Below are 23,780 nucleotides of genomic sequence, written 5' to 3'. Positions count from 1 at the left end.
ATAGATAATAATGTTTAAAATCTGGTTGTTGATTATAAAATAGAAATAAGGCGCTGAGTGGTTATCATGAACTCAACGCCTTCTTTATTGCTGTGAGAATAAATTCTTATTTCTCAATTAATCCAGATTTAAGTAAATTTATTATTGCAGTAATGCGATGGGAAATATCAGTTTCTGGTAAAGGTGGTGTTTGCCCCAGCGCCATTTGTCTGAGCGGCTCTGCAATCACCATAGAGATAGCTAATTCACTGAATGTTTCATAATTAAATTCTTTTAATAATCCTTGTTTATATTGCTGTTCTAGCCAATTTGCTAAGATAATTTTGTTTTTTTCAATACCGCCTTGTTGATATTTTTCCAGGAAGGTATCCCGATGAGGAAAGTCAGACTGTAATAATTTAAATAATCCGACTGCATCTTTAGATAAGGATTTTTCAGCGATTTCCGCCAAATACTTACCTAATGAAATTATCACTTGTTGGTGATTGTTAGCATTCTTAGTCAGGGAAAGTACAGTATTATCTGTCCAGCTTAGTACAACTTGCTCAATCAAATCTTCTCTATTTTTAACGAAACGATAGAGTGTCTTTTTGGCGATTTTTGCTTTTTGGGCAATGACATCCATGGTAGTTGTGCTATAGCCCTGATTTAACAGAAGGCAAAGAGTAATATCATGGATTTTTTCACGTATTTCTTGTTCAGGAATTGACGGGCGACCTCGTGGGCGTGGGTGATTTTCTGCCATTTTAGCACCTTATAAGTTGTCGATATTTAATGTACCGCATTGGCTTTATTCCATATAAAAGCAAAAAAAGTTTACTTGAAATAAATGGAAATTTATCAATTTCCATCAGATACAGAACTTACAGTCAATTGTCAATATTTACAATAAATGATTGTCACGTGATCTACAGTAATTAGCAGTGAAAAATGCTGCTCAGAACACTTCGATTATTTTTCATCAAGCCCCTTATTACTTATAACTTACTGTTTTTAATAACTAATAATCATAATTGATGTTGTTCTATTATTGAAAATATGTTCACTATGTGATCTTCTTCACGGGATAGCACTTTTGGTTAAATTTTGTTAGAAAAATGTTAATTTTGATCTTAGTATCGCTATTGTTTGTTGCGGAATTAACCATAAAGTAACAAAGAGGCAAGGGTTGCTAAATGTTAATCCGCCTAACTATTTCTTAGGAAATTTTTTTGAATTAATTGTTTCTTAGAAAATGTATTTCCTGGCGGGGGCAAAGGTAATAACAACACTAGTGAGGACCATAATAATGACAAAACACAACGTAATAGCAATGGCAATTCCGGTTTTCCTTATTGCTGGGACTGCAAATGCAGCCGAAATTTATAATAAGGATGGTAATAAAATTGATTTATATGGAAAGGCTGAAGCCCAATACCACTTTGCTAAATCAAAAAGCAAAGAAGCGGGTGATAACTCCAGCGGCCGTATCGGTGTGAGAGGGATAACCCAACTTACAGACACAATTTCAGGATTCGGGCGCTGGGAATTCAATCTGGGTGCCAACAGAACTGAACTTGAAAGCAGTACATTCGCAAGAACACGTCTGGCTTATGTCGGCCTTAAACTGGGGAACTATGGCACCCTGGATTATGGTCGTAACTTCGGCGTGGTTTATGATGCTAATACGTTTACAGATATGCTTCCTGTATTTGGTGGCGATAGCATAGCGGCAACTGATAATTTCATGATGGGACGTTCGACAGGGTTATTAACTTATCGTAATACTGACTTTTTTGGTTTGGTGAATGGGTGGAATTTTGCCCTGCAATATCAGGCTAAAAATGATAGTAGTACTAAAAATACCCGTAATGATGTCATGCGACAAAATGGCGATGGTTTTGGTCTTTCCAGCTCTTATAATTTTGGCAATGGTGTGACTGTTGCAGCTTCTTATGGTAATTCTAATCGTACTCAAGCACAAAAACAGGGCATGGAATCAGCTAAAGTATTGGCGAAAGGGAATAAAGCTGAAGCCTGGTTGGTATCAGCCAAGTACGATAGAAATAATATCTATCTGGCAGCGATGTATGGTCAGGCTCGTAATTTGACCCGATTCGGCAGCTCTGTAGATAACCATGTGATGTTTGCCAATAAAACGGAAAACATTGAGTTAACTGCCCAATATCTGTTTGATTTTGGTTTGCGTCCGTCTATTGGTTATGTCTATTCCAGAGGTAAAGACTTAGGCAATGATTTGGGCGAGAACAATTTATTGAGAACCAAAGGGGCTGAAGATCTGGTGAAGTACATCTCTATCGGAGCATCTTATAATTTCAACAAAAATATGGGTACTTATGCTGAATACAAGATTAATTTGCTGAAAAATAATGACTTTACTAAAACAGCTAAGATTAAAACAGATAATATAATGGGTGTTGGTTTAGTATACCGTTTCTAATTGTGTGAAGTAATAGTTTGTATGAAGAGTAATAATTGTCACAGTAACAGCCTCAATGGAAATACTATTGAGGCTGTATCCTTTTTATATCCTGTCTATATCAAGCCATAGTGTTGTTAGTTGCTTTTTGAAATCTATTGGATGGATAAGAAATTATCTTTCTGCCTCACCACCCAGCGCATCAATGGTATGTTTTATCAGCGTACTTAATTCACCAGTCATCAGCGTGAAATCAGCATCGAAGCGTTGAGCAACATTTTCACGATCAATATCATCATTTTGCTCACGCAATGTTTCACTGAATTTAATGCGCTTGTAAGAACCATCATCTGACAACATGAATTGGATACGCTCTTCCCAGTCCAGTGCCAGTTTGGTGACATATTTCCCAGATTCAATGTGTGCCGCTATTTCGTCAGACACCAACTCCTGTTTCTTACAGCGAATAACCCCGCCTTCTTCCAGAATGGCTTTTAATTCAGCTTCATCCATCAGAGTATAACCGGCAGGTAAATTACTCGAACGTACCCACTCAGTTAATGTCAGCTCAATGGGATCTTTGAAAGTCAAGGGAACAACAGGCAATGAGCCAAGTGTTTTTCTTAATAAAGCCAGATTATCTTCGGCACGTTTGGCACTGGCTGAATCAACAATAATCAGATTGTTAACGGTATCTATCCAGATATAAGTCTGGCTGAAACGGCTGAATGCTCTCGGTAATAAAGTATGGATCACTTCATCTTTCAGTGAATCTTTCTCGGTTTTTTTCAGTTTCCGATGCTGCTCTCCTTCCAGACGGGCGATTTTGGTTTGTAGTTCCTGTTTAATGACCGGAGAAGGCAGCATTTTTTCTTCCTTGCGCGCACAAATCAGGATCTGATTACCGGTAGCATGAGTGAATGCTTCACCATGAGCACCCATTGGCGGAACCCAACCTGTTTTCATCATGTCCTGACTGCCGCATGGGGTGAATGCCAATGGGCTTAATTGTTTTTCCAGTTCATCCGCAGAAAGTGAAATTTCTCGGTTTAAACGGTAAATCATTAAATTTTTGAACCATAACATGTGGTTACCCCATATTTGTGCATTGTGATAAACGTCATATGAAACGTTATTTGAAAAACATAGCTGCGCATGATAACGAATCATGCGGCGAAGCCCTAGAACTTCATCTATTTCCTTCTTGGAATTTCATGCATTATCTAAAACGTCCATTTCCTAAAACAAAGTGACGTTATAATTCTTGATTGTTAATGCTGCTCAGGCAATGATCTTACGACAACACGATTCAGTTAGCCTGAAAAAATTCAGCTAACGGTAAACCACAGAGAAAAAGGTAAGCTATGCGTATAGGTATTGATCTTGGTGGAACCAAGATTGAAGTGATCGCATTGGGTGATCAGGGTGAAGAACTGTTTCGGAAACGGGTGGATACTCCCCGCAATGGCTATCAACAAACACTGGCTGCCATTGCCGGTTTGATAGCGGATGCGGAACAGGCAACCGGGCAGAGAGGCACAATAGGAATTGGCATTCCGGGCGCGATTTCACCTTTTACCGGAAAAGTGAAAAATGCCAATTCGGTCTGGCTGAATGGTCAGGTTTTGGACAAAGATATTTCTGCTTTCTTGGGGCGTGAAGTACGGGTTGCCAATGACGCAAACTGTCTGGCTGTCTCGGAAGCGACTGATGGTGCAGCAGCAGGTATGCCAATGGTGTTTGCCGTTATTATCGGGACTGGCTGTGGCTCAGGTCTGGCATTTGATGGCAAGGTACATGCAGGTGGTAATGGTCTGGCTGGAGAATGGGGACATAACCCATTACCGTGGATGGATGATGAAGATCGGGCATATCAGGAAGAGGTTCGTTGTTTCTGCGGTAAACCAGGCTGTACCGAAATGTTCGTATCGGGAACCGGTTTTATGAAGGATTATTTCCGCTTGAGTGGCGTGCACAAAAAAGGTCATGAAATTATGGAGGCTGTAGCTCAGGGAGATAAAATTGCGGAACTGGCCATCCAGCGCTACGAAAAGCGTCTGGCACGGGCGTTAGCTCAGGTCGTTAACTTACTTGATCCTGATGTCATTGTGCTGGGTGGTGGTATGAGTAATGTTGATCGCCTTTATCAGACCTTGCCGGGTTTAGTGAGTGAGTGGGTCTTTGGTGGCGAGTGTGCAACGCCAATTAGAAAAGCACTGCATGGTGATTCCAGCGGAGTGCGTGGGGCGGCGTGGTTGTGGCCTAATAAATAACTATACCCTTCATTTATGCCCTTCATTTTTACTCTAAAAATGAAGGGCATATCTATTTGGCATAAAATTCCTGATTTTGTGAGCGAATCCTGTTTCTATGTTACGGGTAATACCATAAATAAAAGAACAATCAGTACAATAGCATACGTCTGTTGATTGAAGCGGCATATGATGATGTCCGCAGAGACAATCCGGTTTATAGAGATAAGAAACAAACCATTCTGGAAACTCTATCTATAGAAGGGGATAACATGTTGAAGTATGGCTTGAAAATTTCAACGTTGGTGATGTTGGTGGCATTTAATGTCAATGCGGCAACCGTTGATTTACGGGTTATGGAAACATCAGATGTTCACAGCAACCTGATTGATTTCGATTACTTTAAGGATAAACCGACTGAGCAGTTTGGTCTGGTTCGTACTGCGAGTTTAATTAAAGCAGCCAAAGCTGAAGCTACCAACGCAATTCTGGTTGATAATGGTGACCTGATCCAGGGAAGCCCGATGGCAGATTACATAGTGGCAAAAGGACTCAAACAAGGTGAAGTCCATCCGGTCCACCAACTGATGAACACCATGGGTTATACCATAGGTAATTTCGGTAACCATGAATTTAACTTTGGTCTGGATTATCTGAAACAGGCGATAGCAGGGGCTAAATTCCCTTACATTAACGCCAATATTATGGATGCCAAGACCGACAAAAACTACTTCACACCTTATATTATTGTTGATACCCCCGTTAAAGATCGTGAAGGCAAAGAGCACACAATTAAGATCGGTTATATCGGTTTTGTTCCAACACAGATCAGTATTTGGGATAAGGCCAATCTGGATGGCAAAGTCGTTGTCAACGATATCACTGAGACAGCAAAAAAATTTGTACCTGAAATGAAGAAAGCGGGAGCTGACCTCATTATTGCTATTCCGCATTCTGGTTTCTTTCAAGAGCCTTATAAAGCGATGGCAGAAAACTCTGTTTATTATTTGAGTGAAGTTCCCGGCATTAATGCCATTATGTTCGGTCATGCGCACGGGGTTTTCCCAAGCGAGGAATACAACGGTATTAGAGGTGTTGATGTTGCTAATGGCACAGTCAATGGCATTCCTGCCGTGATGCCGGGCCAATGGGGAGACCATTTGGGGATTGTTGATATGGTTATCAACAACGACAGCGGTGAATGGAAAGTGGAATCTGCTAAAGCTGAAGCGCGTCCTATCTATGATAAAACGCATAAGAAAGCATTGGTTGAACGTGACAACAAACTGGCAGCGATTATTGAAGAAGCCAATCAGGGAACCCGTGATTTCGTTGGCAAGTTCATTGGTAAAGCCTCTGCCAATATGTACAGTTATCTTGCTCTGATCCAGAATGATCCAACGGTTCAGATCGTTAACGATGCCCAGGTTGATTACACCACGCGTTTTATTCAGGGTGATCCTGATCTGGCAGATCTGCCAGTTCTGGGGGCTGCTGCACCATTCAAGGTAGGTGGACGTAAAAATGCACCGGCTGATTTTGTCGAAGTAGAGAAAGGTGACCTGACATTCCGTAACGCGGCTGATTTGTATCTCTACCCGAACACGTTGGTTGTGGTGAAAGCGAGTGGTGCTGATGTTGTGGAGTGGCTGGAATGTTCAGCTGGCATGTATAACCAGATAGATCCTAACTCCACCAAACCACAAGAGTTATTGAACTGGAAGAGTTTCCGAACTTATAATTTCGATACCATCAGCGGTGTCAATTATAAGGTGGATCTGACTCAGCCAGCGAAATACGACACAGATTGCCAATTGATCAACAAAAGTGCGAACCGTATTAAGGACGTTACTTACCAGGGTAAACCTATCGATCCAACAGCGACATTCCTGATCGCCACTAATAACTACCGTGGTTATGGTGGTAAATTTGCAGGAACAGGTGAAGGCCATATTGCATTTGCTTCACCGGATGAAAATCGCTCCATTTTGGCTGCCTACATTTCCAGAATGACTAAAGAGAAAGGTGTGGTATCAACACAGGCGGAAAATAACTGGTCATTCCTGCCAATCAAGACAGATAAAAAACTGGATGTCCGCTTTGAAACCTCTCCATCAGAAAAGGCCGTGAAGTTTATTAAAGAACACGCGCAATATCCGGTGAAATACCTGAAAAATGATGAGGTTGGGTTTGCAATTTATCAAATTGATCTGACTGATAAAAAATAAACCTTAACTGTATTGATGCCTGCTCAACGGAGCAGGCATTATCATTGACTGCTGATACCTTGCAACGAATATCTGGCGACAGGGGGAAGTAATTTCTCTGTATTTAGAGAGGGTACTGATCCGGTTTACAGTGTTCCTGATGTGGATGCGGTTGTGAAATATTTTGCAGAGAAGTCGCCAATCCCCGGGAGCATAGATAACTATGTGACCGGGGTGAACGAGCGCAGCCAACAAAGCTGCAACTTGAAAGACGATGGGTATAAGAGTAATGTTTTTAAGGCAATAATAGTAGAGGTAGTAATAATAAATGTAATAGTGAAATTAATAATAAAAATAAATATGGGGAGCACTGATATGCAAAAAATAATGGCAAAGCTAATAAAAAACAAAATTGCCAGAGTATTAACCTGTTCTGTAAGTCTTATATTAGGAAGTGCTACTTACTCTTACGCTGCTGTAGTCCCTGTTGGTACACAATTAGCTGAAAAGCAAGAAATCACCCGCAATAATTTTTCCGAGCCCGGCTCTTTAGATCCCCATAAGTCCGAAGGTAGTAGTGAATTTGATATTTTACAGGATTTTTTTGAACCATTGGTTACCATTGATAAAAATAGTAACACTATCCCTGCGTTGGCTGAGCATTGGGAAACCAAAGATAATAAAACGTGGGTTTTCCATTTAAGAAAAGGAATAAAGTGGTCAGATGGTTCGCCAGTGACTGCACATGATGTGGTTTTTACCTGGCGGCGGCTGGTAACTCCCGACACTCTTTCCCCTTATGGCAGCTATCTCGTTCAGGCCAAAGTTATCAATGCACACGATGTATTATCCGGTAAGAAAAAACCTGAAGAGCTCGCTATTAAAGCACTGGACGATGCCACAATAGAAGTTTCTCTGGAAAGACCAAAAGCGGGTTTTTTGCAAATGCTGGAGCATCCAGTTATGTCTACGCTCAGTGAAAAGGTTGTCAAAAAATATGGTAATAAATGGACGAAGCCGGAATTTTTTGTCAGTAATGGGCCTTTTAAGCTTTCTGAATGGATTGTAAATGAAAAAATTGTTGGTGTCAGAAACCCTCATTATTGGGATGACAAGAATACCGTAATTAATAAAGTCACTTATTTGCCGATATCAGACTATAAAGCCGATCTTAATCGTTACTTGGCAGGAGAAATTGATATTTCAAACGGAGGCCCAACAGATTTCTTTCCGACACTGAAAAAGCAATTGGGTGATCAATTTCATATTACTCCCATAATGAGTGTTTATTATTATCTTTTTAATATCCGAAAACCACCGTTTAACGATATCCGGGTCAGGCAAGCGCTGACTTTAGCGCTGGATAGGGATGTTATTGCTGACAGGGTAATGGGACAAGGCCAAAAGCCCGCTTATTATGTGGTGTTTCCGGGCAGCGGAGGAATTAATTTAAAACGCCCTGATTATGCGTCATGGACGCAAGAAAAACGTATTGCAAAAGCTAAAGCATTGCTGAATGAAGCGGGTTTCAATGAGAATAATCCGCTTAAATTTAAGCTGTTATACAACACGTCAGATGGACATAAAAGAATCGCTATTGCCGCCAGTTCGATGTGGAAAAAAAATCTCGGTGTTGAAGCCGTCTTAGAAAATCAGGAAAGTAAATCACAGGTTGAGTCCATGTATCAGGGTAACTTCGAAGTTTCCAGATATGCCTGGCAGGCAGATTATGATAGTCCAGTTACCTTCTTAGAGATTTTCATGACAGGAAACACTAACAATATAACAAAGTATAATAATCCAGAATTTGATAAATTGGTGTTAAAGGCGGATGAGACTGACGATAAGGATATTTATCAACAAGCAATTGATATTCTTACTCACGATTCACCAGCCATCCCAGTTTATGATTATGTCCGTATTAAATTAATTAAACCTTATGTTGGCGGCGTTTATATCAGCCCATTAGGGCGTATTCTGACAAAAGATCTTTATATTATTAAACACTGATTTTTAATAATAACAGCCTGTTTCTGACAGGCTGTTATTAAATGAAAGATTTAATTAAAAACAGTAATTATGAAGAGAATTAAAATGTGAAAAATTAAATAACTATCATGATGGAGTAACCAAACATGCAGAAAATAATATCCAGAATAATAAAAAATAAAACATCTAAAGTATTATCCTGCTCGATAGGAATTATACTGAGTAGTGTCAGTTTGGCTTAGGCTGCCGTTGTCCCGCCCGGTACAGAGTTGGCAGAGAAACAGGAAATTGTGCGCAATAATGGTTCATTTCCGGCTTCTCTGGATGTGCATAAAGTAGAAAGTAATACTGAATTAGATATTATCCATGATTTTTTTGATGGTTTGGTCTATACCGACAGACAAGGCAATATCGAACCAAGATTAGCTGAAAGCTGGGGAACCGATGATAATAAAACATGAGTTTTCTATTTAAGAAAAGGAGGTAAATGGTCTGATGGTACACTGATTACTGTCCATGATTTTGTATTTAAAAAATACATTCTTATATGAGAACAGTGAATATGATGTATTGATTAAAAAAGCGAGTGAGACTAACGGTAACTCATATCAGCAAAAAGGATTAGATCTTATTACCAAAGATTCTCCCGTTATTCCCGTTTATTATTATGTCAGTGCAAAAATGGTGAAGCCTTATGTGGGCGGTTTTTATGTTAACCCGTTGGGATATGTATCCACTAAAGACCTTTATATTATTGAGCATTAAAGAATAAAAAAATTATCCTCGATAGGATTCAAGCTTCATCTGATGAAGTTGCAGCTTTTACACCCCAGTCACATAGTTATCTATGCTTCCGGGGGTACGTTCCCTTGCCGCCGCGATGCAACTCGAAATCTATTGGGTATAAAGGGAATCACATCAGAAAAATAAAAAGAAGGAAGATCGCATTATGCAGCAAATCACAATTATTACGGGCGGTTCCCGTGGCATTGGTAAAGCGACAGCCCTGTGTCTGGCAAAGAGAGGTCATCATATTTGTATTGGTTATCGTACTCGTGAAAACAGTGCACATGAAGTTGTGGAGATGATCCGAAACCTGGGGCAGTCGGCAATCTCTGTTCAGGTGGATGTAACAGATGAAAAACAGATAGTGGCCTTGTTCCAAAGGGCAGAAGAGGAACTGGGTTATATATCCGGGCTGGTAAATAATGCCGGTATTTTAAAGCCTCAGGCTACCATTGAGCAGTTAACAGCGGAACGATTGAATGACATATTTGCCACCAATGTAACAGGGTATTTTCTTTGTGCCCGTGAAGCTGTCAAAAGAATGGCCTTTCGTCATGGAGGCAAAGGGGGAGCAATTGTGAATGTTTCATCGGCGGCTGCAAGGTTGGGTTCCCCTTATGAATATATTGATTATGCTGCATCAAAAGGTGCTGTTGATACATTGACGATCGGATTATCTCAAGAAGTTGCAGCGCAGGGGATCAGGGTGAATACAGTTCGTCCCGGTTTTATCTATACAGAAATGCATACAGATGGAGGTGAGCCGGATAGGGTCGAGCGCATTAAAGATTCCCTACCGATGAAAAGAGGAGGGCAGCCAGAAGAAATTGCAGAAGCCATTGCGTGGCTATTGTCTGATGAAGCATCGTATGTAACAGGCAATTTCATGGACCTGGCGGGTGGAAAGTAGGTTTTTTCGGCAGCTTAAAATTAAATAGTCAACCGGAAAAGAGTGGATAATCTTTCCGGTTGATATCTCCAAGAGATTTTTGACAAAAGATTGTGAGTTGTTGCTCAGGCTAACAGTTCTGCTAACTTGGGCTTAAGAATAATTTTCCCGGATGTTATCTCAATATTAATTGGTTGCTCTATCAACTGACTGTCAGTTAGCCAATCACCTGCAATATAGAGTTCACCATTTTCACGAATATTATCTATTCCCTGCTCTGGATTGTTTTCAATTTCATTGATCAGGCTGGCAAGATCAGTCTGAGGAGCAAGTAGAGAGATGATTATGCCATCTGAACATTGGTAGATATGGAATAATGAATCAGCAATGAATCCAGCCTCGTTGAGGTCGCTGCCATGCAGGATTAATTCAGGGATATCATTATGGCGAAATAAAACATGAAGACTCATCTGACGTTCCTTGTGTTATTTGGATATGTGGAGATACTTTAGCAGCACTTTATGTTCTGAGAAAATCATGTTGTGAGAAAACGTTAACTCCATTCGATAAGTTAAAACCCTGCCGATATTATCAGGCAGGGTTTTTAATTACGGTGTTATTTAATCACGATATAGTAATTAATTCACGATATTAATGGCTTTGTATTGAAGGTCGTTACCTGAAAGACCTTAGATTGAGCCAGACTAGGATCAGGCTGCGTTAATGCCATACTGAGCACAAACAGAAGCCAGACCACCAGCATAACCCTGACCAACCGCACGGAATTTCCATTCGCCATTGTGACGATACAGTTCACCGAACAGCATAGCCGTTTCAGTAGAAGCATCTTCAGTCAGATCATAGCGAGCAACTTCAACTTGCGTATCATCATTAACCAGACGAATGAAAGCCCCTGAAACTTGGCCGAAGCTCTGACTGCGTGTTTGTGCGTCATGGATAGTGACAACAAAGACGACTTTGTCTACGTCAGCAGGGATCTGATCCAGTTTAATTTTCAATGATTCATCATCACCATCCCCTTCACCAGTACGGTTGTCGCCAGTGTGCATAATGGAGCCGTCAGCAGATTTCAGGTTGTTGTAGAAAATGAAATCGGTATCACTGCGTACTTTGCCGTTTGCTGCCAGCAGGAATGCAGAAGCATCAAGGTCAAAAGCCTGTCCATCAGTTGCGCGGGCATCCCAGCCGAGACCGATCAGAACATTTTTCATCGTTGGAGCTTCTTTGCTCAGAGAAACGTTACCGCCTTTAGAAAGAGATACACCCATTATTATTTCCTCACTTATTAAATAGTTATTTATTCCCGTTGTCTTTCAAGTTGCCGCTTCGTTGGCTGCACCTTGAAATCTATAGGGTATACAGGATTTAGCTTGCTTTTTCTTTCTGGGGAAACAGAAGGCTGGCAATAATACCAGCAGCCAGAACCCCAAGCACCACAAACAGGCTGGTTGTTGCCGAAATGGAATAACCGTGGTGGAACATATGTTCAGATGCGTTAAGCCCTAATTTAATAGCAATAAAGAACAGCAGGACAATCACGGCCTTTTCCAAGTGCACCAGATACTTTTTCAACGCTTCCAGTACAAAGTAGAGTGTACGCAGGCCTAAGATAGCAAACATCATGGCGCTGTAAACGATTAAAGGCTCGCGGCTGACCGCGATAATCGCAGGCACAGAGTCAAAAGCAAACATGACATCGGACAGTTCAACAACTGCCAGGCACAGCAACAGTGGGGTGGCATAAAATGCTGCTTTGCCAGCACGTCCTGTTTTTTTTCGATCAATAGCCACATCTGCATTTTCCGGTTTGGTCAGTTCCTCTTTGACTTCTTTCTGGCTGAGTATGAAAGCATGACCACGCAGTTTCGGCCAGATTGGGAAGAAGCGCTTCACCAAGCGGTAGGCAAGATGTTGAGAGTAGTCTTCGATTTCATCATCATTGTCACCACTTTTCAGCATCATCACTGCCGTCCAGCCGACCACAACAGCAAAGACCATTTCAACCCAGGGCCCCAGCATCAGCAGGCTTGTCCCGATGGCAACAAAAATACCACGGAAGACAATGGCCCCGATAATGCCCCAGTAAAGAACGCGGTGACGATAACGATCCGGGACCGCAAACCAAGAGAAAATTGCCATGATGACAAACAGGTTATCGACAGAAAGTACTTTTTCCAGCGCATAGCCTGTAATGAACAGACTTGCTACTTCAGCACCGTGATGGACAAACAGGAAGCCGGCGAAAATAAAAGCAATGGCGACCCAGAAAACAGACCAGAGTGCGGCACTGCGCAACGAAATTGGCTTGTCATGACGATGCATAAAGAGGTCGATAAAGAGCGCACCAACCGACAGAAGGATAAATACAGCAACGGTTTCTATCGGAAAACCAATGTGCGTGGATACCATGAAGTAAGCCTCTTAAATTAACTGCGATTACAGTTCAAAATCTGCTGGAGCAAAGCCTAAAGCTGCGCATATTTCCCTGGCAGCATTTTTTTCATCGTTATCAAAGTCACCATCACTCTTGGCAACGGCAATACCGACGCGTAAAGCAAGTTGTGCTGCTTCTGGCTGCTGTTTCAACGCCATAATATATTTCATGGCTTCACCTTTGCCGATATCAGCATCAAATTCGTAGCTACTGACCAGTTTATTGAAGAATTCGATAATCTCAGTGGTATCGAACACTTTTAGTTCGGGGGAGTTTTTGATAAATCCCACCATTTTTTGTTTCTCTTCAGAACTGACACCATTGCTTGCCATCGCAATGTGCGCGCATACCGCTACAGTGCCTTCCATGAATTTTCTGTTTTTGAAACGGCCAACTTGATTGGCCAATTCTTCGCGACCAGCAGTGAGAGCTGACTTAATTTTGTTTAAAAAGGACATAAATTCCTCCAATTATGTAATAACCGATTTATATAACAGCGCCTACATCACAGCAGAAGCCTCATTTACTGCCTGATGTCCAGCGAAAACCCCATCCGAAGGCACTGTCCATTTCTTTGTGCCCACTGAAGTACTGGTTGATACGTTCTACTTTGATGGCGCCATTTTCATTAACAAGACGGGCAACGGCACACATATTTTTGCGGTTGTGGCCTTCCGTCAGACGCGTTTCGATCGGAGGTTGCCCATTGACATAAATTGTGACAATACCGTCAGTGTCGTTCCAGTTAGGTACACCTTCGTAGATAAAGGCGTAGATCAGAACTTCACTGATATTCCTCCATTCAAGACCATTGATGTGGAGCCATTCACCGTCTTTGACATTACCCGTACGATCATCCCCTTGTAGCTGTACGTAGGGATCGTGATGGTAAGAGCCAAAGCTTTCTCCTAATGCTTGTATAACTCCACGTGTACCATCACGGAGCCGGACGAATGCACCGAGATCCAAATCCACGCCGTTGTTGGTGTTAAAGATGTTCTGGAACATTCCCCGATTAGCAGGGGCAGCGCCCTGATTCCAGTTCAGATTGATGCGGATCTCACCGTAGTTATCACGTTTATTCAGGCTGATAGCAGGTTTTTCTTTGGTAAGAGAAACCTTGCTCAGATTAACGCTATTAGGAGCAGTCGTTGGTGTTGATGTTGGCGCCTCATCAATAATATCGACACCAAAATGCTCAGCTAAGGGCTTGAGACCACCATTAAATCCTTGGGCAATAAAGCGGAATTTCCACTCGCCGTTGCGGCGATAAAGTTCGCCCAGAATCAAGGCGGCTTCTGAACGACCCTGAACCTCAACATGCCCCTGTAAGATCACGCTTCCGTTCAGTTCTACCTGAATAGAGAGATTGTGCAGGTTGGAGATGGTTTGATTGCCGTCGCAAGTCGCAGTAAATGCCACTTTCTGAACCTCTTGCCGCAGAGCCGGCAGGTTAACAGAAAATGCAGTATTGGTATTGCCGCCGGATAGACGAATGGTGTTATCGTCATTATTTGGCTGACCATAAAATACCATGTCCGGATCCCCCTGAACTTTCCCGTTAGCATAAAGACGGAAAGCGGAGACATCGACTGATGATCCGGAAAGTACCCTTATGGTCAGTGTCTGGTTAGAGACGGAGGCATTTCCTCCCGGAGTCAGGTTCATTAGCGCACCACCGTTTCAACGATTTGTGGATACATATCTTCAATGGTACGCCCACGGCAAGCAACACCATGTGCGGTGAAATCCCACTGACCACTGTTACGGCACAGAGAAGAGATAATAATGCCAGTATGAACGCCTTGTTCGTTTAACTGATAGCGTGCCAGCTCTTTCCCGTTTTGATCAACAACGCGACAGAAAGCGTTCTCAACATCATTAAAGGTTTGACCACGAAAGCTATTAACGGTAAAGGCAAGATATTCAACATCGGCAGGCAGCTTGATCAAATCGACGCTGATGACTTCATCATCTCCGTCACCTTCACCAGTCAGGTTGTCGCCGCTGTGTTTTACAGAACCACATTCTGAATTCAGTTGACCAAACCAGACAACATCAATGGTATTACCAGACTTATCAAGCAGGATGCAGCTTGCATCCAGATCAATTTCATTATTGTCTCCGCCAAATAAGCGTGACAAGAAACCTTTTTTTGGGGCTACAGGATCCCATCCCAGACCAAAATCAATTTTAGCCAGTGAAGTGCTCTGTTTACTGAGAGAGACTGACTGATTTTTACTTAATGAAACCATTAATAACACCTCTTATTTATCGGTGAATTGTTTTTATCGTGAATTATTTTTTATCGTAAATCGTTATCATTGAATTGCGATAATTTCACTTATGGAAAAAATCATAATATGACCAGAGTGATGGCTAAAATCCTGTCATATTATGATCCCCACAAATTGTATATTTCCTTTAACTGCATGATAGAGAACAATCTGGCTTCGCTTTTTATGATTTCTTTTCCATGATAAAAAGTCAAACAAAATTTGCTCATAAAAAATCATATTATGATTGACATAAGCTGAATCTCGGCTCTAGACTGCGCTGCATATTTCACCGAATGTAGACTGGAAAACGAGTGTATCCATTGTGACTAACGGCAATTTAGCAATAGGCACTTTTTGAGTAACAAGATTTGATTTATGAAAGGGAAATTTGTTTTATGAAAACATCACGACTGTTACCGCTCCACTTCCTGAAATGGCTGAAATTTTTTTAAAAGGCTTCTCTGTATGACAGCATGTAATCATCTTCAGCGTTACCAATCTCAGGTTAATAACAGCCAGTTCTATAAGAAACAGTTAAATAGTGGAACTTTGACTGTAATGGCTGAACGTGGTGTAACGTCTTTGGAAACATTGTTTGATATTGCTGAACGCCGTAATCCTAAAAGAGCATTCTTATTTGTCAGCAAAGTATTGGGCCGCCATATTCCCGTCAGCCCATCTATTATGCGGGCTGTTTACCGGCAGTTGTCAGAACAGTTTCCGATTAATTTGCCTGGCCCTGTGCTCTATATCGGCATGGCAGAAACGGCGGTTGGATTGGCCGCTGGCGTTTTTCAGGAGACGCAGCAAAAAGTGGCCTCTCCGGTATTTCTGACATCAACGCGCCATCCGGTAGAAGGTGATTTGTTGTGTGAATTTAAAGAGGATCATAGCCATGCAACGGATCATCTGATTTACTGGCCGAAAGAAAATCATCTGCGTCAACGGGTAAGCAGTGCCCGTACTCTTGTTCTGATCGATGATGAAGCGACTACCGGTAATACCTTTCTTAATCTGTTCGAGGCATTGCGTCATGCCGGGCTGGATCAAATTGAACATATCATCACAGTGACACTGACGGATTGGAGTGGTCAAAGCATCATAAGACGCTGTCCGCTTCTTGTCTCTACTGTTTCTTTGATTGAAGGAAATTGGCGGTGGGAGGCGGATAGTTCTGCTCCTGTTCCTGTCATGCCTCAAGTCAATGTCACAGCGCGGGGAAAGGTTGATATTATCGGTACTCAGAATTGGGGACGTCTGGGACTAGATGATATTCAGTATGATCTTGGTACTAATATTCAGGCCAAAGCCGGTGAGAAAGTGCTGGTACTCGGTTCCAGTGAGTTTGTCTGGCAACCATTTTTGCTGGCGGAACGGCTTGAACAGGAAGGTGCATTGGTGAAGTTTGGCTCGACAACCCGTTCTCCTATCTCTTGCGGGCATGCAATTCAGTCTGTTATGGCATTTACGGATAATTACGGATTAGGGATACCGAATTTCCTCTATAACGTCGCGCACCAGCAATTCGATCGCATACTGCTTTGTCTTGAAACACCGGAAACCTCGGTTGATCCAGCGTTAATCGCGCAATTATCTCTTGTCGCTCCTGCTGTAGAAATTGTGACCTATGATTAAGCCGGTTTTTAATACAACTATCGGAACTATAAATAAATGAATGGCTTTCCTCCTTTTTCTGGTTCTTATGCTGCCGATGATATTCAGTTTTTGCTAAAACCCATTCAGATTGAAATGACATCGGTTGAGGTTAAAGAGCAGTTAATTCAATCTGGTACTCGCCATTATTCCGATATGTTGAGTCAGGAACCAGTGCCAACCTCTTATCATCTAGATCTGTTCGATAAAGCGTTGCAACTGGGAGCAGCCAGACTGGCGACGGAAGTTGTAATGCTTGCCAAGTCTCTGATATCACGCTTTGGTGATACACCGATTGTGCTGGCGAGTTTGGTCAGGGCGGGAGTGCCTTTAGGCGTCATGCTGCATCAGGCTTTGCGGAAGATGGGAAAACGTTCTTACCACTATGGGATCAGTATCATACGGGATCGTGGCATTGACAACGTAGCGCTGTCATATATAGAGCAGCAGCATGGTACGGAGGGTCTGGTATTTGTAGATGGCTGGACAGGCAAGGGCGCAATCACGACAGAATTATCTCGCTCGTTGGTGGGACGAGCTGGCTATTCAGGGATTCCTCGTTTGGTGGTGCTGGCTGATCCTTGTGGATGTTCATGGCTGGCAGCCAGTGATGATGATTGGTTAATTCCTTTCGGCATCATGGGGGCTCCCGTATCAGGGCTGATATCGCGTTCAATTTGGCGTGAAGAAGGATTGCACGGCTGTGTGAAATGTGGTCATCTGAGTGAGTTTGAATGCAGTAGGTTGTTAGTTGATACTGTCGCGGAATACCGTGATCGCTTAGATTTGACGACCGTACCAGCAGCGGATTGGCAACCGCAGGAAAAAACGGCTTTGCTGCAATTGAGTAAAACCGTAATTTCAACTCTTGCTGACATGTATAAGATCGATAATATTAACCGTATCAAACTCGGAATTGCAGAAGCAACCCGCGCGGTTTTGCGGCGTGTGCCAGAACAGGTACTTGTTCGATCAGTGGATAATCCTGATATCGCTTTGCTGATTTATTTAGCGCAGCAGAAAAATGTTGCTATTACAGAAGTGGGCGATCTGATAGGCCAATATCGCGCGGTAACGATTATTAAAAAAGTAGTATGAAAAAGGTAGTCTGATGAAATCGATCCCTTCTGCAAATCAGCTTGGTGCAACGCTGTATGTACCAGCGACTCGTCGGAATATTACTGAAATTATGCTGCGCAATAAAGTTGTGGGGCTGCGCTCTTTGGTGATCTGTCTGGAGGATTCAGTTACTGAACAGGATATCCCCCATGCTATCAAAAATCTCGTGTTTGTATTACAGACACTGGCAGAGGCAAAGAATTCTGTTGCCGATATTAAACATCCTCCTCCTTTGATTTTTATCCGTCCACGCAATGAATCAATGGGACGATATCTGGTCGATACTGTTGATCTTAGCGCTGTCGCTGGTTTGGTTTTGCCTAAATTTACGCAGGAGTCATTATCTGAGTGGTGGGAGATCGTCGCTGCAACCCATCTTGGGATCATGCCGACATTGGAAACTGAAGATGTTTTTGATGTGCAACAAATGAATCGGCTCGCCGATAAGCTTAAATCTCACCCTTGCTATGAGCGTATTATTGCCTTACGTATTGGTGGTAACGATCTGATGAACCTGATTTCTATGCGGCGCTCGCGTGACCTTACTTTATATGATGGCCCGATGGGGTATGTGATCAAAATGCTGGTAGCTGTTTTTGGCTCGCGGGGTTTTTATTTGACTGCACCAGTTTGTGAGCATATTGATAATCTGGCGTTACTTGAGAAAGAGCTGGCCCTGGATATAGCTCATGGCCTTGTTGGGAAAACGGCCATTCATCCTGGGCAAATAGAACATATTCATCGGGCCTTGATGGTGAACACTCGTGATTACGATGATGCCTTACAGATCCTCAATTCAAATCAGGCGGTATTCAAATTCCAGGGGGCAATGTGTGAACCTGCTACGCACTGGCGTTGGGCAGTGAATATTCTGGAACGAGCGAAATATCATGGCATCTGTTCGAGAGCTGGTGGAGAAAACTATGGAACTTTTAACCTGTTTTAATATTGATTTACCAGAATGAAAAGCTATGCTGGCTGTTGTGTTTATAGTTGATATTAGGAATTAGTATTCCTGACCCGGTAATTGAAAACGATGTTACTTAGCCCTAAACAACTTAGAAATTTTAAATTAACTTTGCTGCTTTCGCATGAAAAGCCTGTCAGTAAGGTGAAGGTGATCGAGGCACTCAGTTGTTCTGAACCGACACTGACTCGCACCTTAAGAGAATTGAGGGATCACTATTGTGCTGACATCCGGTTTAGCAAAATGGGAAATACTTACCAATTAGTTGATAAGGGGATGTTAACCAGAAAAGAAGTACGCAGAATTGAAGAACTGCTTGCTCAGCATAACAACTTTAAATCTAAGGAGGCTACCAGTCATGTTTACCTTGATAAGGAGAAAAAAAGATCGATTTCTCTGTCGTTGAGGATGTCTGTTATCAGAAAAATAGATGGGCTGTCCAATAGGCTCGGAGCGACCAGAAGTGAAACGGTTGAAATGGTTGTAGACAGGTTTATTGAGGAATTACAGAAAGAAACAGCCCGTAGCAATTCATCACGAAAAAAAGTGGTTTCCCGTAATGCCAGCAAATGATATCAGGCTGGCATCAGGGGAGAGACATGCTGGATAGAATTCCTTGCTAATGATGGTGGCGTGTAAGTTTATCCAGATATCCCATTACAAAGGCTGATATAACAAAAGTGAGGTGGATAATGACATACCACATCAATTTATTGTCTGGAACATTGCGGGCATCCATAAAGATACGCAGTAAATGAATTGATGAGATGGCAACAATAGAAGCCGCAACCTTATTTTTGAGTGAAGTCGCGTCCATTTTTCCCAACCAGTTCAACTTTTCCTTGTTTTCCTCAATATCCAGTGTGGAAACAAAGTTTTCGTAGCCAGAAAACATGACCATTACCAACAACCCACCAACCAGTGCCATGTCAATCAGAGAAAGTAGGGTCAGGATAAGTTCTGATTCAGCAACCGAAAAGATATGTGGCAGGATGTGAATGATTTCCTGAAAGAATTTTATAGCCAGAGCAAACAGGGCCAGTGATAAACCAAAATAAACTGGTGCCAGTAGCCAGCGAGAGGCATACATAGCGTTTTCTATAAATCGTTCCATGGTGTTTTGAATATGTTGCAAAAGGAGCAGTATTATAGATCAAGATTGTGTGAGCTATGAAATACATCTCATTGTTTGTTCCTCCTTTATTGGGAGTTATCTCTGCCAGTAGCGGGAGATCTCCTTTCTCATTTAGAAGAAAAAACTTCCCCACCATAAATGTTATTCATTAGTACACCCTATTAAATAAAGTTACATAAATGAATATTAATTGTTAATTAATTGTGCAATTCTGCGTGTGTCATTATTGATTTATGTGGGATTTATTGGAAGAGAAAAATATCGCAGCGTTATTTGCGTCAATCCCTTTGAGTTCGTTACAGAGTTTTTTTGCGGTATGGCAATGACATTTTGGCAAATCAACAATGGACAGTGATTGAAATGAATAAGCAAAATACAGGTCTATTTAAGAACACCCCATCCGAAATTAATCTATTCAAAACTAATTTATTCAAAACGAAACCATGTGCACTTTGCTATGCCGTTGCTTGTTGTCTTGCGGCGGGCAGCGTCGGAGCATATGCAGAAAATTATATTGAAACTGGTAAGTTGGGCAATCCTGCCAGTTGGCACTCTGGTGAATTCCTTGCAGAGTGGGGGCTTGGTGCGATTCACGCAGATGAAGCATATGCAAAAGGCTATACCGGTAAAGGGATCAAACTAGGAATATTTGATCAGGCTGTTTACGCTAAGCATCCTGAGTTTATGGGAAAAGATAAGGTGATTAACCTTTACACCTTCGGAATACGTGAGTATACCGATCCCTATATTGCGGTGAAGAAAGGCGATCCCTTTTCTTATGATGGTACACCAAGCCAGCAACTGGGAGGCAAATTGGGAAATCACGGTACTCATGTTGCTGGTATTGCTGCCGGTAGCCGTGATGGCGGAAAAATGCATGGTGTGGCCTATAATGCACAGATCATTAGTGCTGAAAATGGCGATCCCGGCCCTGAGGATGGCATTATTTTAGGTAATGACGGCGGTGTATATCAGGCTGGCTGGGATGCATTGATAGCAAGTGGGGCCCGTATTATCAATAACAGTTGGGGCATTGGTATTGATAAAAAGCTTGAAGATGCGGGGAAGGATCCCAAAGGGTCACATTTTCATCTGGAACATGCCCAGAAACAGTTCGATCAAATCAAACCGATATTAGGAACAAAACCAGGTGGTGCGTATCAGGGCTCAATTGATGCCGGGCGTAGTGGTATTGTGACCATTTTTGCTGCGGGTAACAGCGGTAACTATAATGAGCCGGATGCCATAGCGGGTTTGGCCTGGTTTGTACCGGATATTGCGCCAAACTGGTTGACGGTTGCCAGTGTGCAGAAGGATGCTAATAGCAGCAATAAAATTCCCTATAGTATCAGTGTTTTTTCGTCCCGCTGTGGTTATACGGCCAGTTTGTGTGTCAGTGCACCCGGAAGTTATATATAGCTCAGTGATAAATGGAACAAGTGTGGATACGCTAAAAACCGATTACGAGAAATTCAGTGGTACTTCAATGGCAGCCCCTCATGCTGCCGGTGGTATTGCTATTCTGATGGAGCGTTTCCCGTACATGAGCGGTGCCCAGGTTTCTTCCGTGCTCCGCACTACTGCTACTGATATGGGCAAGCCAGGCATTGATGAGATTTATGGTTGGGGAATGATTAATCTCGGTAAAGCAATAAATGGCCCTGGCATGTTTTATACGGCAGAGGATATTCCAACTACTTTTCGTATTCCTGATCCAGAGGGTGTTGTTTATGGGGATGGACAGTTTGTCGCTGATATTCCCGGTGTTGGTGTTGTTCTAGACAGAGGCAAACCGACCGAACGTGTTTGTGAAGGCAGACAGTGTGAATTTGATATCTGGAGTAATGATATCAGTGGTCACGGTGGGTTAACCAAACAGGGTAATGGTACGTTACTTCTCACTGGTAAGCATACTTATTCTGGCCCGACATTAGTTAAACAGGGGGTATTGGGGATCAGCGATTCACTGACTTCCTCAGTCCTGGTAAAAGACAGCGGTGTATTCGGTGGTTATGGCACTATCGGTTCCCTTGTGGTTCAGCGTGGAGGAACGGTCAGTCCGGGCTATTCTGTTGGTAAACTCAGTGTTTCCCGTGAAGTTACCTTTGAATCTGGCTCTCGTTATGCTGTTGAAATCACATCTGATGGACGCAATGACAGCATCCATGCAGGGGATAAGGTACAAATCAACGGAGGTAAGGTAGAAATCGCTCTTCTGAACAGTAATAACCTGCTTTCCCGCGATAATCTTGCTGACGATAAAGCGTATAGCTTGACAGGTCAGCAGTATAATATTCTCAGTACAGAAAAGGACATTAGCGGGCGTTTTGATAAAGTTGGTTCGCACTATCTCTTTTTGAACACTAACTTGTCATATCAACCCAGTAAAGTGATGCTCAATATAGCACGTAATAATACCGCTTTTGCCGATGTAGCACTGACGCAGAATGAACGCTCTGTGGCTGGTGCTGTTGATTCCCTCGGTGCTGGTAATCCGGTTTACGAGAGTATTTTGCCTTCCACTTCTGCCGATCAGGTTCGACATGCTTTCAAACAATTTGATGGACAGATCCATGCGGATATAACTTCTGCATTGGTTAATGAAAGCCGTTACTTGCGTGATACCCTGAATGCCCGATTGAGGCAGGCTGAAGGCCGTTCGCTATCGTCCGGTATTTATGCGGAGCATAATAACGCAGATGGTAATTACGGATATAGCAATCACGGAGAAAATAAGGGCGCTTGGGTTCGGTTGCTTGGGGCATGGGGCCATGGTTCCGGTACGCTTAATGCTACTGGTTATCAGTCTTCCACTTACGGAGTACTACTCGGAACTGACGGTTCGATTGATAATTATAGTCATTTTGGTATCGCCACTGGTTATACCCGTACTTCTCTTGACGGTGGCTACCGTACCAGTGCTGACAGTAATAATTATCACATCGCTCTTTATGGTGATCGTCGCTTTGGTGATCTGACACTGCGTACCGGAGGTGGATACACCTGGCATCGCATCGATACCAATCGCCCTGTTAATTATGGCTATCAGTACGATCGCGGAGAAGCGAAATATGGTGGCCGTACGGCACAGTTATTTGTTGAAGCTGCGTACAATCTGCCTATAGCTCCGGTAAATCTGGAACCGTTTATGAATCTTTCTTATGTCGGTTTCCGTAATAATGGTATTAACGAAAATGGGGGACCGGCGGTGCTTCAGGCCGATAAACAGCATACAGAAGCAACACTTTCCACACTTGGATTACGTGCTAACCATGATTGGCAGACCAAGTGGGGGGCTACTGTTGCCCTGCATGGTGAGTTAGGTTGGCAACACCAGTATGGTGAGCGTGAGCGCGCGGTGAGTTCAGCGTTTCGTGGAAGTAACAAAACTTTCATTACCCACAGTGTTCCGGTTTCGCGTGATGGACTTGTATTGAAGGCTAATGCTGAAATGACAGCAGGCAAGAATGTGTCATTTACGCTTGGTTATAGTGGATTGTTATCTTCTGCTCATCAGGACAATAGTGTTAATGCGGGTTTTGTCTGGCGCTTCTGACGATGGGTGTATAACTAATATCCAGAGAAATTATCAATGTTGCGCCGTAAAATCCGTCTTTGGACGGGTTTTAC

At 42.6% G+C, this 23,780-nt stretch carries 19 protein-coding genes and 2 pseudogenes; 12 read left to right on the top strand and 9 right to left on the bottom strand.

Annotation, left to right across the window (positions count from 1 at the left end; genetic code table 11):
* Nucleotides 1-106: 106 nt before the first annotated feature.
* The gene (locus Xbud_RS07880) at nt 107-745 is read right to left on the bottom strand and encodes a TetR/AcrR family transcriptional regulator (RefSeq protein ID WP_099135552.1); all 639 of its coding nucleotides are present in this window, start codon (nt 743-745) and stop codon (nt 107-109) included.
* Nucleotides 746-1,288: 543 nt separating this feature from the next.
* Here Xbud_RS07880 and Xbud_RS07875 point away from each other — a divergent pair.
* Nucleotides 1,289-2,440: a porin gene (locus tag Xbud_RS07875; protein ID WP_099135551.1), complete on the top strand. Its 1,152-nt coding sequence runs from the start codon at nt 1,289-1,291 to the stop codon at nt 2,438-2,440.
* Between the two features lie 153 nt (nt 2,441-2,593).
* Here Xbud_RS07875 and rdgC read toward each other — a convergent pair whose 3' ends face one another.
* Complete coding sequence (gene rdgC / locus Xbud_RS07870; RefSeq protein WP_099135550.1) at nt 2,594-3,505, bottom strand: recombination-associated protein RdgC; 912 nt, start codon at nt 3,503-3,505, stop codon at nt 2,594-2,596.
* A 278-nt stretch (nt 3,506-3,783) separates the two neighbouring features.
* On the opposite strand from rdgC, the gene mak reads away from it, so the two are divergent.
* From mak to Xbud_RS07835, 6 genes and pseudogenes are all read left to right on the top strand, one after another.
* On the top strand, nt 3,784-4,692 hold the full coding sequence (gene mak / locus Xbud_RS07865; RefSeq protein WP_099135549.1) for a fructokinase: 909 nt from the start codon (nt 3,784-3,786) through the stop codon (nt 4,690-4,692).
* A gap of 251 nt (nt 4,693-4,943) precedes the next feature.
* Nucleotides 4,944-6,899 carry a bifunctional 2',3'-cyclic-nucleotide 2'-phosphodiesterase/3'-nucleotidase gene (locus tag Xbud_RS07860; RefSeq protein ID WP_099135548.1) on the top strand — a complete coding sequence of 652 codons (1,956 nt, stop codon included), beginning with the start codon at nt 4,944-4,946 and terminating at the stop codon, nt 6,897-6,899.
* A 354-nt stretch (nt 6,900-7,253) separates the two neighbouring features.
* Nucleotides 7,254-8,888, top strand: a complete 1,635-nt coding sequence (locus tag Xbud_RS07850) for an ABC transporter substrate-binding protein (RefSeq protein ID WP_244589881.1) — start codon at nt 7,254-7,256, stop codon at nt 8,886-8,888.
* Nucleotides 8,889-9,013: 125 nt separating this feature from the next.
* Nucleotides 9,014-9,397, top strand: a pseudogene (locus Xbud_RS21310) (ABC transporter substrate-binding protein); the annotation flags it as partial.
* Complete coding sequence (locus tag Xbud_RS07840) at nt 9,384-9,632, top strand: peptide ABC transporter substrate-binding protein (RefSeq protein ID WP_099135545.1); 249 nt, start codon at nt 9,384-9,386, stop codon at nt 9,630-9,632. The pseudogene Xbud_RS21310 and the gene Xbud_RS07840, both read left to right, overlap by 14 nt.
* Nucleotides 9,633-9,816: 184 nt before the next feature.
* The gene (locus Xbud_RS07835) at nt 9,817-10,563 is read left to right on the top strand and encodes an SDR family oxidoreductase (protein ID WP_099135544.1); all 747 of its coding nucleotides are present in this window, start codon (nt 9,817-9,819) and stop codon (nt 10,561-10,563) included.
* A 104-nt stretch (nt 10,564-10,667) separates the two neighbouring features.
* On the opposite strand, the gene Xbud_RS07830 is transcribed toward Xbud_RS07835, so the two are convergent.
* The 6 genes from Xbud_RS07830 to Xbud_RS07805 form a co-directional block, all read right to left on the bottom strand.
* Nucleotides 10,668-11,012 carry a SymE family type I addiction module toxin gene (locus tag Xbud_RS07830; RefSeq protein WP_099135543.1) on the bottom strand — a complete coding sequence of 115 codons (345 nt, stop codon included), beginning with the start codon at nt 11,010-11,012 and terminating at the stop codon, nt 10,668-10,670.
* A 240-nt stretch (nt 11,013-11,252) separates the two neighbouring features.
* Entirely contained in the window at nt 11,253-11,831 is a 579-nt protein-coding gene (locus Xbud_RS07825) for a TerD family protein (RefSeq protein ID WP_099135542.1), read from the bottom strand.
* A 97-nt stretch (nt 11,832-11,928) separates the two neighbouring features.
* On the bottom strand, nt 11,929-12,972 hold the full coding sequence (locus Xbud_RS07820; protein WP_099135541.1) for a TerC/Alx family metal homeostasis membrane protein: 1,044 nt from the start codon (nt 12,970-12,972) through the stop codon (nt 11,929-11,931).
* Between the two features lie 27 nt (nt 12,973-12,999).
* The gene (locus Xbud_RS07815; protein ID WP_099135540.1) at nt 13,000-13,455 is read right to left on the bottom strand and encodes a tellurite resistance TerB family protein; all 456 of its coding nucleotides are present in this window, start codon (nt 13,453-13,455) and stop codon (nt 13,000-13,002) included.
* A gap of 61 nt (nt 13,456-13,516) precedes the next feature.
* Nucleotides 13,517-14,665, bottom strand: a complete 1,149-nt coding sequence (locus tag Xbud_RS07810) for a TerD family protein (RefSeq protein WP_099135539.1) — start codon at nt 14,663-14,665, stop codon at nt 13,517-13,519.
* Entirely contained in the window at nt 14,665-15,252 is a 588-nt protein-coding gene (locus Xbud_RS07805; protein WP_099135538.1) for a TerD family protein, read from the bottom strand. Before Xbud_RS07805 ends, Xbud_RS07810 begins: the two co-directional genes overlap by 1 nt.
* 489 nt (nt 15,253-15,741) lie before the next feature.
* Here Xbud_RS07805 and Xbud_RS07800 point away from each other — a divergent pair, with 489 nt between their 5' ends.
* The 4 genes from Xbud_RS07800 to Xbud_RS07785 all read left to right on the top strand — a co-directional run bounded on the left by Xbud_RS07800 (nt 15,742) and on the right by Xbud_RS07785 (nt 19,588).
* Nucleotides 15,742-16,911 carry a phosphoribosyltransferase domain-containing protein gene (locus Xbud_RS07800; protein ID WP_099135537.1) on the top strand — a complete coding sequence of 390 codons (1,170 nt, stop codon included), beginning with the start codon at nt 15,742-15,744 and terminating at the stop codon, nt 16,909-16,911.
* Between the two features lie 36 nt (nt 16,912-16,947).
* The gene (locus tag Xbud_RS07795) at nt 16,948-18,027 is read left to right on the top strand and encodes a cysteine protease StiP family protein (RefSeq protein ID WP_099135536.1); all 1,080 of its coding nucleotides are present in this window, start codon (nt 16,948-16,950) and stop codon (nt 18,025-18,027) included.
* Nucleotides 18,028-18,040: 13 nt separating this feature from the next.
* On the top strand, nt 18,041-18,994 hold the full coding sequence (locus tag Xbud_RS07790; protein ID WP_099135535.1) for an HpcH/HpaI aldolase/citrate lyase family protein: 954 nt from the start codon (nt 18,041-18,043) through the stop codon (nt 18,992-18,994).
* A 90-nt stretch (nt 18,995-19,084) separates the two neighbouring features.
* Nucleotides 19,085-19,588 carry a hypothetical protein gene (locus Xbud_RS07785; protein ID WP_038268072.1) on the top strand — a complete coding sequence of 168 codons (504 nt, stop codon included), beginning with the start codon at nt 19,085-19,087 and terminating at the stop codon, nt 19,586-19,588.
* A gap of 46 nt (nt 19,589-19,634) precedes the next feature.
* Here the strand turns inward: Xbud_RS07785 and Xbud_RS07780 are convergent, their stop codons facing one another.
* Complete coding sequence (locus tag Xbud_RS07780) at nt 19,635-20,129, bottom strand: TIGR00645 family protein (protein WP_099135534.1); 495 nt, start codon at nt 20,127-20,129, stop codon at nt 19,635-19,637.
* Between the two features lie 381 nt (nt 20,130-20,510).
* Between Xbud_RS07780 and Xbud_RS07775 the strand changes: the two are divergent.
* Nucleotides 20,511-23,706, top strand: a pseudogene (locus Xbud_RS07775) (autotransporter domain-containing protein).
* The last annotated feature ends 74 nt before the right edge of the window (nt 23,707-23,780 follow it).

Source organism: Xenorhabdus budapestensis, assembly GCF_002632465.1.
Taxonomy (GTDB): Bacteria; Pseudomonadota; Gammaproteobacteria; order Enterobacterales; family Enterobacteriaceae; genus Xenorhabdus; species Xenorhabdus budapestensis.
The sequence above is the reverse complement of the archived record's forward strand: the minus strand, read 5'-3'. Positions and strand labels throughout refer to the sequence as shown.